The sequence below is a fragment of the Streptomyces sp. NRRL F-5755 genome (genome assembly GCF_001279365.1).
Taxonomy (GTDB): domain Bacteria; phylum Actinomycetota; class Actinomycetes; order Streptomycetales; family Streptomycetaceae; genus Streptomyces; species Streptomyces rimosus.
The window spans coordinates 1-13,666 of sequence record NZ_LGCW01000258.1 but is presented as its reverse complement, the minus strand read 5'-3'; the positions used below and the strand labels follow the sequence as shown (position 1 = coordinate 13,666).

Genomic DNA, 13,666 nt, shown 5'->3' with positions numbered 1-13,666 from the left:
CCGTACGGGGCCCGCGCTCAGCCGTCGGTACGGCGCAGCACCAGACTCACGAATCCCCAGCTGTCCCGATAGCCGCGCAGCCACTCCGTACGGTGGGCCTCGGCCACGGCGAGCGCTTCGCCGCGGTCGGGGCCGTCGGGGCGGTCCAGGGCCCACGAGGCGAGCGATCCGGTCCAGGACCACTCATAGGCGTCCAGTTCCCGGCGGGTGCTGATGTGCCCGTGGACGGGCGTCCACCCGTCGGCGGCGACGCGTTCCAATGTGGTGGGCAGGTCGGCGAAGTCGCCCAGCATCTCGACGGCCTCCGGGGACGGCGTACGGTCCCAGAATCCGTCACCGACCAGGACCCGCCCGCCAGGACCCGCCCGCCGGGAGCCAGGTGCGCGCGGGCCGCCGCCAGGGTGGGCAGCAGGCCGCCGAAGGCGTGCGCGGCCCCGACGCTGAGCACCAGGCCGAACGGGTGCGGGGAGTGGAAATCCGCGGCGTCCTCGTGATGGAGGACGAGACGGTCCGTAACGCCCTGTTCGGCTGCGGCCCGTACGGGCGTGCGCCAGAGCCTCCGCGCTGATGTCGACGCCCTCGGCCCGCAGCCGCGGATGCCGGGCCAGCGCGCGCAGCAGCCACTCCCCGCCGCCGCAGCCGAGGTCGAGCACCCGCTCGTCACCGCGCGGCAGGCCGTGGTCCAGCAGCTGCCGTACCGAGTCATCGTCGAGCGGTGCCGCGATGGGGTGGCCGGCGTGGGCGATCCGGGAGATCTCTTGACGGTTCATCGGGGCAGCGTGGCAGCGGCGGACCGTCCCGCGCACCTGCTTTCCGGGTGCGCGGGATGCGGTACGGGAGGTGCAGCAACTCCCGTGGCGCGCCCGGGAGTCGTGGGCTCCGGCTCAGCCCTTGCCGAGAAGCGCCGCCGGGAAAGCGCCCGCCGCCACTGCGGTCTGCGTGAAGCCGGTGGCCAGTTCGGTCAGCCGGGCCACCTCCTCCGCGCCCAGGTGCTCGTACGGAGCTCGGTCCAGCCGGTCCGTGGTGTCCTCCAGGTCCGCGCGCAACTGCTTGCCCGCCTCGGTCAGCGCGCCCGCCGCGTCGAGGAAGCCGCGTCCGCGCAGCCGCTCCTCGGCGGCCTGCCACTCCTCCAGCGACCAGCCGCGGAACTCCAGCACCCAGGAGCGGGCCGCGCCGCGGTCGCTGGCGGTGTGGGTGACCAGCGCCTCCAGTCCGTCCAGCCCGGCGTCCAGCAGCGCCGCCAGGTGGCCGTCGCCGCGGTGCTCGCGCAGCAGCGTCGCCGCGTGCCAGAGGGCCAGGTGCGGCGCGTCGGGGACCGGCAGGTCGGCGTGCGCGGCGAACAGCGGGCGGGCGTGCCGGGTGCACGCCTCGGTGGCACGCAGCGCCAGCCGGGCCGCCTCGGCCATCTCCGGTGACTCCACCGTCGCGTCGCCGAGCAGCCGCCGCAGGGTGCGGTCGGCGGCCCGCAGCCGCGCGGCCAGCACCTCTTCGGGCGCGGCCACCTTCCACACCTGCGGTATGTGCCGGGCCACCAGGTCGTGCTTGAAGTTGTAGAAGGTCGCCGTGACGGTGCCGGCGCCGACCGCGCCCAGGGCCGCGGCCCGGCCCGCGAAGTAGGCGGCACTGCGGTCCTCGATGCCGAGGGCGGCGAATTCGGCGGGGGTGTCGGGCGAGAAGTAGACGGTCGAGTGCAGCGGGTTGACGACGTTGTGGCAACGCCGGCCGGCGCGCTCGGGGAGCGAGGTCTTGGTGGTCATGACCGCAGGTTACCGACCCGTTGGTATGGAGGGGAGGGGGCAGGGAGCCTTCCGGCGGCCGTCGGCCGGGGATGGTGGTACGGGGGCGGTGGTACGGGGTTCAGGGGACGGCGGCGCGTGGTCCTGGATCCGGCGGTACGTGGCTCCGGATCCGGCGGCGCGTGGCCCTGGGCGCGGCGGTACTTGGTCCCGGGCCCGGCGGTACTTGGTCCCGCACCCGGTGGTACGAGTCCCCGCACCCGGCGGTGCCCGGCCGTGGCCCCGGCGGTACTTGGTCCCGTACCGGATGGAACACAGTCCCGGCCCGCCGGAACACAGCTCCGGCCCCCGGACGCACCGGGCTCCCCATGGCCGTAAAGGTGGGAAATTCGTCATTGCCGCCATCGTCGGCACCCCCGCAGGATGGTCGCCATGGAACAGCGCGACGTGCTGGTCGTCCTCTTCGACGGCGTGCAGAGCCTCGACGTCACCGGCCCCCTGGAGGTCTTCACCCAGGCGGCCCTGCGGATGCCCGGCGCCTACCCGGTCCGCACCGCCTCGCTCGACGGCGCCCCGGTCCGTACGGGCAGCGGGCTGATGCTGACCCCCGACCTCGCGCTGTCCGACGCCGGGCCGCCGCACACCCTGCTCGTGCCCGGCGGGCGGGGGACCCGCGAACCCGACGCCCGCCTGGTCGACTGGCTGCGGCTGCACGCGCCCCGGGCCCGCCGCACGGTGTCGGTGTGCACCGGAGCGTTCCTGCTCGCCGCCGCCGGACTGCTCGACGGCCGGCGGGCGACCACCCACTGGACCCGGTGCGCCGAGCTGGCCGCCGAGTTCCCGGCCGTACGGGTCGACCCGGAGCCGATCTACGTACGTGATGACGACGTGGCCACCTCCGCCGGGGTGACGGCGGGCATCGACCTCGCACTGGCCCTGGTGGAGGAGGACCTCGGCCGGGACCTCGCGCTGGCCGTCGCCCGCCACCTGGTCGTCTTCCTGCGCCGCCCCGGCAACCAGACCCAGTTCAGCGCCCAGCTCGCCGCGCAGACCGCGGACCGGCGCCCGCTGCGCGACGTACAGCAGTGGATCACCGAGAACCCGGCGGCCGACCTGTCCGTGGAAACCCTCGCCGCCCGCGCGGGCCTGTCGCCCCGGCACTTCGCCCGCGCCTTCCGGGACGAGGTCGGCATGACCCCGGGCCGCTATGTCGACCGGGTGCGCCTGGAGGCCGCCCGGCGCCTCCTGGAGGACACCGCCGACGGCATCGAGGGCATCTCCCGCCGCTGCGGCTACGGCACTCCCGAGGCGATGCGCCGCGCCTTCCTGCGCACGCTGGGCGCCGCCCCGGCCGAATACCGCCGCCGCTTCCGCCCCGTGGCCCCGCCGCCGTTCCCCTGACCGCCCCGCCTCTTCACCACGCCCACCACCGAAAGGCTCCTCATGCAGATCGCCATCCTCCTCTACGACCGCATCACCGCCCTCGACGCCATCGGCCCGTACGAGACCCTCAGCCGCATCCCGGGCGCCGAGACCGTCTTCGTGGCCCAGCGCACCGGCGAGCACCGCACCGGCAGCGGCGACCTGGCGCTGACCGCCGACGCCGTACTGTCCGAGGTCACCGCACCGGATGTGCTCGTGGTGCCCGGCGGCACCGGCCAGGCCGCGCTCATGGACGACGGGCCGCTGCACGACTGGCTGCGCGCCGTGGACACCCGTACCACCTGGACGACCTCCGTCTGCACCGGCTCCCTGATCCTCGCCGCCGCGGGCCTCCTCAAGGGCCGCCGCGCCACTTCTCATTGGCTCGCGCTGGACCGGCTCCCGGCCCACGGCGCCGAACCGACCGGCGAGCGCGTCGTCTTCGACGGCAAGTACGTGACCGCCGCGGGCGTGTCCTCCGGCATCGACATGGGTCTCGCGCTGGTGGGCCGGATCGCCGGTGACACCCATGCGCAGACCGTCCAGCTCGGCATCGAGTACGACCCGGAGCCGCCGTACGACGCGGGCTCGCCCGAGAAGGCGCCCGCCGGGATCACGGCGGCGATGCGGGAGCGGAGCCGGTTCATTCTGGACGGCTGACCTCCGGCGGGCCGCCGGAGCGGTCGCCCTCACCGGCCCCCGGCCCGCCACCCTCCGGCCCGCCACCCTCCAGTTCCTCCTGCCACAGCAGCTCCGTCAGGCGGGCGATGCCGGCGGTCAGATGGCGCCGGTACGTCGTCATCGGCAGGCGCAGCAGCTCCGCGGCGCGCGCCTGGGTGCCGGCCGGGCGCAGATACGTGTGGTGCAGTGCCCGGAAGGCCCGGCGGTCCTGCGGCGACGCCTCCAGCGCCGCTGCCGCCGCGCGCACCGCCTCCCGCAGCGCCGCCACCCGCTCCTTCGGACCCGCCTCACCCGCCGCGCACCGCCCCGCGACCAGGCGCGTCCGCAGCAGTGGCGAGTCCCGCAGACCGTCCGCCCGTACGAGCCCGCGCAGCGCGTCCCGTACCGCCGCGGCGAACTCCTCCCGGTCCAGCACCCGCAGCGGGTCCGACGCGGCGGGCGGGACCACCGTGAACGGGTCCTCGGCCCGCTCCCGCTCGGTCAGCATCGCCAGCCACGCCAGCGCCGGCACCCGCCGCCAGTCGTGCACGAACATCCCGAAGCGGCGCCCGGCGGCCGTGAAGTCCGCCGCGGGCAGCCGGGCGAAGTCCACATACGCGCAGCCCGGCTCCCAGAACTCCGGGTCGGCGAACGGCAGCAGCGTCACCGCGGGCTTGTGGTCGGTCAGGTAGTGGTGGGTCAACCGCAGGGTGATCAGCGTCTGCACGGGCGAGACGGCCTGGTACTCGTCGCGGCTCATCCAGAACCGCACCAGCAGCGCCGTCTCGCCGCCGCGCAGCTCCCCGTGCTCCGCCAGCCAGCCGCGGGCGGCCCGTACCGCCGGATCGTCCGGCACGTCCGGCGCGTCCGGCGGGGGAGCGCCGCCCAGCTCGATCAGCGTGTAGAACCCGGCCGCCACCCCGTCCGGGCCCCGCACGGTGTACGTCTCCGCCTCCGGACGCCGCGACCAGTCGTGCACCAGCCGCGCCGCCTCGATGCCCTCGTGGATCGCCGCGATCGTGCACGCCTCCACCAGCTCACCGCCGCTGACCGGGCCCGGCGAGACGGACAGCCGGTCCAGCCGCGCCGCGCCCGCCGCGCCGCGCGCCACCGGCTCCAGCAGCGGCCCGACGACCGGACTGTCCCGGTGCAGATACGCGAAGTCCGCGAGCACCGCCCGCTGCCGCGCCCGGTCGTCCTCCTGGGTGAACAGCCGCTGGTAGTACGCACTCGCCCGCCGGTGCAGCGCCGCCCGCCGCTCCGGGTCGCGCCAGCGCAGCTCCGCGTCCAGCGCGTCCCGTACGAGATCGTGCGGATGCACCCCACGCAGCCCGCTCTCCACCGCGGACAGCCCGCACAGCCAGTCGAAGTACGGCCGGGCGTCGGCCACCTGGAGCAGCGCGGCCAGCAGCGGCTCGGTCGTCGAGAGCACCTGCGAGGACGCCTCCAGCGCGGTCCGGTGCAGCGGCGTGGGCACCGCTTCCAGCAGACTCGCCAGCAGCGCCCGTACGATCTGCGGCGACGGGTCGGCCCCGGCCGCCTCGCCGCCGTGCGCGGCGACGTCCGCCACCAGCGCGAGGGCCAGCGGGTGCCCGCGGGTGAAGGCCAGCCCCTGGTCCTGGACGGCGCGTGGCACGCCGCGCCGGGTGAGCAGCTCCCGGCTGTCCGCCTCGTCCAGCGGCCCGAGCGGGAGCAGGTGCAACAGCCCCTGCCAGGCCGGGTCCAGGCGCCAGGACAGCGGCGGCGCCGTCCGTCCGGCCAGCGCCACCAGCGCGTCGGCGGGCAGCCGGGGCAGCAGCTCGCGGTGCACGGTGTCGCGCGCCACCCGCGGGTCGTCCAGGCCGTCGATGAGCAGCACCAGGTCCGGCCGGTCCGGAATGCGCTCCGTCAGCTCCTCCTCGTAGGAGCGCACCCCGGCCGCCTCCAGCCGTACGGCGGGCCGCCCGGCGCCCCGCGCGAGGTGCGCGAAGTGGTGCAGGAGCGTGGTCTTGCCGATGCCGCCGGGGCCGTGGACGTACACCACCGCGCCGCGCCCGGCGGCCAGCAGCGCGCGGAAGGCCGCGGTCTCCCGGCGGCGGCCGACGAAGCCCTCTTCGCGCGCCGTCACGAGCCGGTCGCCCAACCGGTCGGTCACGCGTCAAGTATGTCGCCGCGGCGGCCACAACGGACCCTCATCGGACGTGAAGCGGACACGTAACGGTCTGCTTTCCGGGCGTTCACCGCGCCTAGCTTCCTGGGTGCCGCACACCAACGACACAGGGGGCGAAGGAAGATGAACCGCAGGACCACCACCGTCATGGGCGTCGCGGTCGCCGCCGCCTCGGCCGCCGGACTGGCCCTGTCGGCCGCCGGACCGGCCGCCGCCTCGCAGTTCTACGGCGGGACCCTGCACCCGGGCGAGCAGCGCTGCGTACAGCAGTCCGCCCAGCACACGGTGCGCGCGGACGGCAGGGCAACGGGCCAGGGCGCCAAGTTCAAGCTCCAGTACCAGGGCGCGACCGTGCCCGGCACCGGCTCGCCCGGCCTGGTCACCGCGTACGCCGCGGAACTGCGGGACACCTGGGCGGGCTGGCCCGGCGCCGGCGACTACACCGCCTGCGTCACCAACAACGGCACCGCCGACACGAACGTACGCCTGACCCTCAAGACGGACGGCGAGGTCACCTGACCCACGGGGGTCCGCCCGTCGCACGGCCCGCCGGGAGCCGCTCGATTCACCTCACCGACCAGGTGAAACGCGGCTCCCGGCGTTCCAGGAAAGCGGCGACACCCTCCGCGGTGTCGCCGCTTTCGTGCGCCTGCGCCTCCCAGTGGGCGACCCGCTCCCCGTCCGCCGGACCGTCCGCGAACTCCTTCGCCGCGGCCTGCGTCAGCTGCGACCGGCTCGCCAGTACGGCGGTGAACCGCGCCACCCGCTTGTCCAGCTCCCCTTCCGGCAGCACCTCGTCCAGCAGCCCGGTCCGCAGCGCCCGCGCACAGTCGATCAACTCGCCCGAGAACAGCAGGTACTTGGCGGCCGACGGGCCGACCAGGCGCACCAGCCGCCGGGTGGACGTGGCCGGGTAGACGATCCCCAGCTTCGCGGGCGGCACCCCGAACTGCGCGCCCTCCTCCGCGAACCGCAGATCGCACGCCGCCGCCAGCTGGCAGCCGCCGCCCACGCAGTAGCCGCGTATCGCCGCCAGCGTCGGCTTGGGAAACGCCGCGAGCGCTTCCTCGGCGGCCGTCGCCAGCCCCTTCTCCGCCTCCGCCGACCCGCGCAGCGACCCGATGTCGGCCCCGGCGCAGAACGTACCGCCCGCGCCGGTCAGCACCAGCACCCGTACGGCACGGTCCGCCGCCAGCCGGTCCAGCAGCGGCGGCAGCTCCCGCCACATCCCCGTCGTCATCGCGTTGCGCTTGTCGGGATGGCTGAGGGTGACGGTCGCCGTGCCGCCACTGACGCGTGTGAGGATCCCTGGTTCCATGCCCCGGATGGTAAGGCGGGCGCCGGATGGCGCGGTGACGGCCGGCGCCGGGGGCCGGGGCGGCCGACCGAGGGGTGGGGCGGCGGGGACGGGGCCGGTCTGCCGAGGGCCGGGGTGATGGCCGGAGACCGGAGCGGGCCTGCTGCGGGTCGGGGCGATGGCCGGAGTCCGGGGCGGCCACCGGATATTGGCGCGACCGCCCGGAAGCGGGCCGGATACGATCGACGGTCTGATGTCTGCCACCGCCGCCACCCTCGTCGCCAAGTCCCTCGCCGCCGGCCACGGCGAACGCGTCCTGTTCTCCGGTCTCGACCTTGTGGTCGCCCCCGGGGACGTCATCGGCCTGGTCGGCGCCAACGGCGCCGGCAAGTCCACGCTGCTGCGCCTGCTGGCCGGGCTGGACACCCCGGAGGAGGGCCGGCTGAGCCTGAGCCCGCCGACCGCCACCGTCGGCCACCTCCCGCAGGAGCCGGACCGCCGCTCGGGAGAGTCGGTACGCGCCTTCCTCGCCCGCCGCACCGGCGTCACCGCGGCCCAGGCGGCCCTGGACGCCGCCACCCAGGCACTGGTCGAGGAAGCACCCGGCGCCGACGACGCGTACGCCACCGCCCTGGAACGCTGGCTTTCGCTCGGCGCCGCCGACCTCGACGAGCGCGCCGAGGAGACCGCCGCCCAGCTCGGCCTCGCCGTCGGCCTCGACCAGCCCATGACCTCGCTGTCCGGCGGCCAGGCCGCCCGCGCCTCCCTCGCCTCGCTGCTGCTCTCCCGCTACGACGTCTTCCTGCTGGACGAGCCCACCAACGACCTCGACCTCGACGGCCTGGCCCGGCTGGAGGAGTTCGTCACCGGCCTGCGCGCCGGCACGGTCCTGGTCAGCCACGACCGCGAGTTCCTGACCCGTACGGTCACCCGCGTCCTCGAACTGGACCTCGCCCAGCAGCAGGTCAACACCTACGGCGGCGGCTATGCCGCGTACCTGGAGGAGCGCGAACGGGCCCGCCGCCACGCCCGCGAGGAGTACGAGGAGTACGCGGACACCAGGGCGGCCCTCGAAGCGCGCGCCCACACCCAGCGCAACTGGATGGAAAAGGGCGTCAAGAACGCCCGGCGCAAGGCCACCGACAACGACAAGATCGGCCGCAAGTTCCGCACGGAGTCCACCGAGAAGCAGGCCGCCAAGGCCAAGCAGACCCAGCGCATGATCGAGCGTCTGGACGCCAACGCCGTCGAGGAGCCGCGCAAGGAGTGGGAGCTGCGCATGGAGATCGCCGCCGCGCCGCGCGCGGGCGCGGTGGTGGCCACCCTGCGCGGTGCCGAGGCCCGGCGCGGGGACTTCCGCTTCGGCCCGGTGGACCTCCAGATCGACTGGGCGGACCGGGTCGCCGTCACCGGCCCCAACGGTTCGGGCAAGTCCACCCTGCTCGCCGCCCTGCTGGGCCGGCTGCCGCTGGACGCCGGGCACGCCGCGCTGGGGCCCGGTGTCGTCGTCGGCGAGGTGGACCAGGCGCGCGGCGCGTTCCTCGGGGACGAGCCGCTGGCGGACGCGTTCCGCAACGCGGTGCCGGAGATGTCCCCGGCCGACGTACGGACGCTGCTCGCCAAGTTCGGCCTCAAGGCGGCCCACGTACTGCGGCCCGCCGCCACGCTCTCCCCGGGCGAACGGACCCGCGCCGCGCTCGCCCTCCTCCAGGGCCGAGGCGTCAACCTCCTGGTCCTCGACGAGCCCACCAACCACCTCGACCTGCCCGCGATCGAACAACTGGAGTCCGCGCTCGCCTCCTACCAAGGCACGCTGCTGCTGGTCACCCACGACCGGCGGATGCTGGAGGCGGTGCACACCACCCGCCGGATCGAGGTCGGTGCGGGGCGCATCACCGAGCGGGTTCGCTGAGGGCGGCCTGCGGGCGTCCCGTCCGGCGCTCAGCCGATCCGGACGGATGCACCCGGGGCCAGGCGGTGGTAGCGCGCCGGGACGCCGGGGCCGCCGTCTCCCAGGAAGCCGCCGACCATAGCGGTGCCGACGTCGTTGAGGGCGCCGTCGTGAATCGCGTAGGCATCCCGCGGGGCGACCTCGCGGACGTAGTCGATCAGGTGGCCGGTGGTGGACCAGGGGGCGTGCACCGGCAGCAGCAGCGTGTCGACGGGCGTCCCGGGGACGGTCAGGGCGTCCCCGGGGTGGAAGAGGGCGCCGTCGATGAGGAACCCGACGTTGGTGACGCGCGGGACATCGGGGTGGATCACCGCGTGCCAGGTGCCGTGGACCTGCACGTCGAAGCCCTCCGCGGTGAACGTCTCGCCGTCCCCGACGGCGGTGACCCGGGTGCCGAGACCGTCCAGCCGCGCGGCGACGGCGGAGTTGGTCCAGACGCGCAGGCGCGGGTTGCGCTCGGCCGCCCGGCGCAGCGTTTCCTCCGAGAAGTGGTCGAAGTGCTCATGCGTGACCAGGACCGCGTCGGCGCCGTCCAGCGCTTCCGGGTCGGTGAGTCCGCCTGGGTCGACCACCAGGCGACGACCGTCCTTCTCGACGCGGACACAGGCGTGGCCGAACTTGGTGAGCTGCATGGGAGGGGCCTTTCAGGCGGGGTGCGTACGAGCAACTGTACAACTTAGTTGTACAACTAAGTTGCATAACGCCGGATAGGATGCGGGGCATGGACGAAGACATGCCGGTCGACGATGTGCTGACCGAAGACGTGCTGGCCGAGGATCTGCGGCAATCGATCGGCGAGCTGGTGCGGGCGGTACGGGCGGTGGACACCATGCCGCCCGGAGAAGCGGCCGCCCTCGGCTTCCTCGACCGGGGCGGCCCGCTCACCACGGCCGACCTCGCCCAGCGGCGCGGTGTCACGCACCAGTCGGCCGCCAAGTCCGTGAAAGACCTCGTCGGCGGCGGCCTGGCGCGTACCGAGCCCCACCCCGGCGACGGCCGCAAGCTCCTGGTGCACATCACGGACGCCGGCCGCGCCCGCCTGCGGCGCGAACGCGAGCGGCGGGCCCGTACGCTCAACGCCGCCATCCGCGACACATGCGGCCCCGAGGAGCGGCGGCAGCTGCGGGAGTGCGTCGCCCTGCTGTCGCGCCTGACCGCGCACCTCACCGGGAAGTGACTGCCCGGCGATTTGGCGTACGGCCCCGGCGCCCCGTAGGGTGGGCGCTACCGACGCGGGGTGGAGCAGCTCGGTAGCTCGCTGGGCTCATAACCCAGAGGTCGCAGGTTCAAATCCTGTCCCCGCTACTTCCGCAGCAGGCCCGGTGCTCATGACGAGCGCCGGGCCTGCTGGCGTCTGTGCGCTGCCATCCGGTTCCGAAGGGGGTATACCGGGACAAAGGCGTCCGTGAGGAGGCGGTGATGATCGGCACAAGCAGATCCTCGAAGCGCTCGGCGCGTGGCACGGCCCCGGGGACGCGGGAGGCGGGAGAGCTGCGGCGCGGCTTCGCCTGGCTGGCGGTGCTCGGCGCGATCCTGGTGCTCGCGGGCCTGGTGGGCCTGGTGTACGTCGGCTTCGCGACCCTCACCTCGATGCTGCTGTTCGGCTGGCTGCTGCTGATCGGCGGCGTGGTGGGGCTGCTGCACGCGATCCAGTCGCGCGGCTCCAGCTTCTTCTGGCTCGCGGTGATCGTGGCGGCCCTGAACATCGCGGCGGGCGTGGTCGTCATCCGGCAGCCGGAGGTCGCCGCCGCGGGCCTGACGATGTTCGCCGCGCTGCTGTTCCTGACCGGCGGCGTCTTCCGGCTGGTCGGCGGCGCGGTCGTCCGGGGGCCGCAGTTCGGCTGGACGCTGGTGCAGGGGGCCTTCGGCATCCTGCTGGGCGTGCTGGTGCTCGGCGACTGGCCGCACAGCAGCCGGTATGTGATCGGCTGCTTCTTCTCCCTCGCGCTGCTCTTCGACGGGCTCGGCCTGATCGCGATGGGGGTCGGCGGCCGGCGGATCGTCGGCATGGTGGCGGGCGGTCGCGGCACCGCGCGGGACGGCGCACCGGACGCCTCCGGCAGCCCACCGGCCTCATCCGGCCAATTTTTGAACGAGAAACAAAAGGGCCAGGAACGGTCGTAGGGCCGATCACCGATTTCGTTATCGGTCAGAAGGCGTCGATAGAGGCTGACTTCTGTTCAGCGGGTCGGTCCGGACCAGCGCAGAACCAACACTCGAAGCGTGAGGATGTCTTCCGGACCACCGGCCGAACCCCCCGAGGAGCTGACCGCCCCGCTCGCGTACGAAGGTGTCTGGCGCTTCACCGCGCCGGCACTGGAGTCCTCGGTGCCCCAGGCGCGGCACGCGGTCCGGGACCTGCTCGCCCAGCAGCGCGTACCGGCGGCAGAGGAGGTCGTGGACGCCCTGCTGCTGATCGCCTCCGAACTGGTCACCAACGCCGTGCAGCACGCCGCACTGCTCTCCCCGGAGATCGCCGTCGAGGTCACCGTCGGCGCGGGCTGGATCCGGGTCGCCGTCGAGGACGACCATCCGTACCGCCCCAAGGCCGTCGAGGCGGACGAGGGCGACATCGGCGGGCGCGGCCTGTGGCTGGTCAAGATGCTCACCGCCGAGGCGGGCGGCAAATGCGACGTCGAGCACACGGCGAGCGGCGGCAAGGCGGTCTGGGCCGAATTGCCGCTCGCCCCGCCGGCGGACGGGCCTACCAGCCCGCCGCCGGCCCCGTGAGCTCTCGTACGGCCGGCCGCGCCGCGTCCAGCACGGTCATGAACCACGCCGAGAACGGCGCCTTCTCATGCCGCTCGGCCAGCTCCCGCGGCGTCACGAACGCGATCTCGCCGACCTCCTCCGGGTCCGGCCGGGGAGCGGCCCGCACCAGCCCCACGAACAGGTGGTTGTACTCCTGCTCGACCAGCCCGGAGTCCGGGTCCGGGTGGTTGTAGCGGACCGTACCCGCCTCGCCGAGCAGCGCCGGGGCCACGCCCAGCTCCTCGGCGGTGCGCCGCGCCGCGGCGGCGAACGGCGTCTCGCCCGGGTACGGATGGCCGCAGCAGGTGTTGGACCAGACACCGGGGGAGTGGTACTTGCCCAGCGCCCGGCGCTGGAGCAGCAGCCGCCCCCGGTCGTCGAAGAGGAAGACCGAGAACGCCCGGTGCAGCAGGCCCGGGGGCTGGTGCGCGGTGAGCTTCTCCTCGGTGCCGATCGTCGTGCCGTCCTCGTCGACCAGCTCCAGCAAGATCGGTTCGGCGGCCTCGCCCGGTGGGTTCGCCGCCGCGGTCCCGGCGGTCTGTCCGTTGGCAGGTGTGATCGGCATGCCCATCCTTGTCGTAGGTCTCCTCGCCGCTCAAGTCTGCCCCAGGCGCGCCCGCATCATGGGCACGGCTGCGCCTCATGTGCCGTATGGCCGTCGGGTTCGAGCTGGAAGGTGCAGTGTTCGACGGCGAAGTGGCCGGCCAGACACCCGCGCAGGTCGTGCAGCAGCTTCTCGTGGCCCGCCGGGTCCAGCGCCTCAGGGGCGACGACGACGTGGGCCGACAGCACCGGCATTCCGGACGTGATCGTCCAGGCGTGCAGGTCGTGGACGCCCGCCACGCCCGGCAGCGCCAGCAGATGCGCCCGTACCTCCGTCATGTCCACGCCCTTCGGCGCCGTCTCCAGCAGGACGTCCAGGGACTCCCGGAACAGCTTCCAGGTCCGCGGGACGATCATCAGACCGATCACGATGGACGCGATCGGGTCCGCCGCCGACCAGCCCGTCAGGGTGACCAGCAGCGCCGCCACGATGACCGCCACCGACCCGAGCGCGTCCGCCATCACCTCCAGGAACGCGCCGCGCACATTGAGGCTGTCGCGCTGCCCGCGCATCAGCAGGCCCAGCGAGACCAGGTTCGCCAGCAGGCCGACGATGCCGAAGACCATGGCCGTACCGCCCTCGACCTCGACCGGCTCGAAGAACCGCGGGACGGCTGTGACCAGCACGTATCCGCCCACCCCGAACAGCAGCAGCGCGTTGGCCACCGCCGCGAGGATCTCGGCGCGGGCGAGCCCGAAGGTGCGCTGCGGCGACGGTGGCCGGTTCGCCAGGCGGATCGCCGTCAGCGCCATGATCAGCCCCACCACGTCGGTGGCCATGTGCCCCGCGTCGGCCAGCAGTGCCAGCGAGCCGGTGACCGCGCTGCCGACGATCTCGGCGACCATGACGCCCGAGGTGAGTGCCAGCGCGCCGCGCAGCCGCCCGCGGTACGCGGCGGCCGCCGTACCGGAACCCGCGCCGCCCCCGGCCCCGTGGTCGTGTCCTGCGCCCATGCCGTACGCCTCCCGGAGAGCCGCGCCCGTGCCGCCCGGCGAACGCCGTCGGCCCTTGCAGTGAACTACGGGTGGGGGGTATGTGGCAACGCGACGCTGAACACCGTTGTCATGCGCTGACCTGCGGGGATGGGGGGGGTGGC

13 protein-coding genes, 1 tRNA gene and 1 pseudogene are annotated in these 13,666 nt (G+C 74.1%); 8 read left to right on the top strand and 7 right to left on the bottom strand.

The features are described from left to right. Nucleotides 1-17 precede the first annotated feature (17 nt). Both ADK86_RS20790 and ADK86_RS20785 read right to left on the bottom strand, forming a co-directional pair. Nucleotides 18-770, bottom strand: a pseudogene (locus tag ADK86_RS20790) (SAM-dependent methyltransferase). A 114-nt stretch (nt 771-884) separates the two neighbouring features. Then, nucleotides 885-1,757, bottom strand: a complete 873-nt coding sequence (locus tag ADK86_RS20785; protein WP_053697912.1) for an SCO6745 family protein — start codon at nt 1,755-1,757, stop codon at nt 885-887. Between the two features lie 411 nt (nt 1,758-2,168). Between ADK86_RS20785 and ADK86_RS20780 the strand changes: the two genes are divergently transcribed. Both ADK86_RS20780 and ADK86_RS20775 read left to right on the top strand, forming a co-directional pair. Then, nucleotides 2,169-3,137, top strand: a complete 969-nt coding sequence (locus ADK86_RS20780; RefSeq protein WP_053697911.1) for a GlxA family transcriptional regulator — start codon at nt 2,169-2,171, stop codon at nt 3,135-3,137. Between the two features lie 42 nt (nt 3,138-3,179). Further along, complete coding sequence (locus ADK86_RS20775) at nt 3,180-3,818, top strand: DJ-1/PfpI family protein (RefSeq protein WP_053697910.1); 639 nt, start codon at nt 3,180-3,182, stop codon at nt 3,816-3,818. Here ADK86_RS20775 and ADK86_RS20770 read toward each other — a convergent pair. Beyond that, nucleotides 3,802-5,952 carry an ATP-binding protein gene (locus tag ADK86_RS20770; RefSeq protein WP_053697909.1) on the bottom strand — a complete coding sequence of 717 codons (2,151 nt, stop codon included), beginning with the start codon at nt 5,950-5,952 and terminating at the stop codon, nt 3,802-3,804. The two genes, ADK86_RS20775 and ADK86_RS20770, sit on opposite strands and share 17 nt — an antisense overlap. Nucleotides 5,953-6,090: 138 nt before the next feature. Here ADK86_RS20770 and ADK86_RS20765 point away from each other — a divergent pair, with 138 nt between their 5' ends. Further along, a complete protein-coding gene (locus ADK86_RS20765) occupies nt 6,091-6,486 on the top strand; it encodes a hypothetical protein (RefSeq protein WP_053697908.1) in 396 nt (131 codons plus the stop codon). Between the two features lie 46 nt (nt 6,487-6,532). Here the strand turns inward: ADK86_RS20765 and ADK86_RS20760 are convergent, their stop codons facing one another. Beyond that, nucleotides 6,533-7,285: an enoyl-CoA hydratase/isomerase family protein gene (locus ADK86_RS20760; protein ID WP_053697907.1), complete on the bottom strand. Its 753-nt coding sequence runs from the start codon at nt 7,283-7,285 to the stop codon at nt 6,533-6,535. Between the two features lie 232 nt (nt 7,286-7,517). On the opposite strand from ADK86_RS20760, the gene ADK86_RS20755 reads away from it, so the two are divergent. Next, nucleotides 7,518-9,176 carry an ABC-F family ATP-binding cassette domain-containing protein gene (locus ADK86_RS20755; protein WP_053697906.1) on the top strand — a complete coding sequence of 553 codons (1,659 nt, stop codon included), beginning with the start codon at nt 7,518-7,520 and terminating at the stop codon, nt 9,174-9,176. A gap of 29 nt (nt 9,177-9,205) precedes the next feature. Here the strand turns inward: ADK86_RS20755 and ADK86_RS20750 are convergent, their stop codons facing one another. Then, nucleotides 9,206-9,847, bottom strand: a complete 642-nt coding sequence (locus tag ADK86_RS20750) for an MBL fold metallo-hydrolase (protein ID WP_053697905.1) — start codon at nt 9,845-9,847, stop codon at nt 9,206-9,208. Nucleotides 9,848-9,966: 119 nt separating this feature from the next. On the opposite strand from ADK86_RS20750, the gene ADK86_RS20745 reads away from it, so the two are divergent. The 4 genes from ADK86_RS20745 (at nt 9,967) to ADK86_RS20730 (ending at nt 11,945) form a co-directional block, all read left to right on the top strand. Continuing rightward, nucleotides 9,967-10,392, top strand: coding sequence for a MarR family winged helix-turn-helix transcriptional regulator (locus ADK86_RS20745; protein ID WP_053697947.1), 426 nt, complete (start codon nt 9,967-9,969; stop codon nt 10,390-10,392). 54 nt (nt 10,393-10,446) lie between these two features. Next, nucleotides 10,447-10,520: transfer RNA gene (locus ADK86_RS20740), tRNA-Met, on the top strand. Between the two features lie 114 nt (nt 10,521-10,634). After that, nucleotides 10,635-11,339 carry an HdeD family acid-resistance protein gene (locus tag ADK86_RS20735; protein ID WP_053697904.1) on the top strand — a complete coding sequence of 235 codons (705 nt, stop codon included), beginning with the start codon at nt 10,635-10,637 and terminating at the stop codon, nt 11,337-11,339. A gap of 105 nt (nt 11,340-11,444) precedes the next feature. Beyond that, entirely contained in the window at nt 11,445-11,945 is a 501-nt protein-coding gene (locus tag ADK86_RS20730; protein ID WP_053697903.1) for an ATP-binding protein, read from the top strand. On the opposite strand, the gene idi is transcribed toward ADK86_RS20730, so the two are convergent. Both idi and ADK86_RS20720 read right to left on the bottom strand, forming a co-directional pair. After that, entirely contained in the window at nt 11,920-12,531 is a 612-nt protein-coding gene (idi, locus tag ADK86_RS20725; protein WP_053697946.1) for an isopentenyl-diphosphate Delta-isomerase, read from the bottom strand. The two genes, ADK86_RS20730 and idi, sit on opposite strands and share 26 nt — an antisense overlap. A gap of 56 nt (nt 12,532-12,587) precedes the next feature. Then, on the bottom strand, nt 12,588-13,523 hold the full coding sequence (locus tag ADK86_RS20720) for a cation diffusion facilitator family transporter (RefSeq protein ID WP_053697902.1): 936 nt from the start codon (nt 13,521-13,523) through the stop codon (nt 12,588-12,590). Nucleotides 13,524-13,666: the final 143 nt, after the last annotated feature.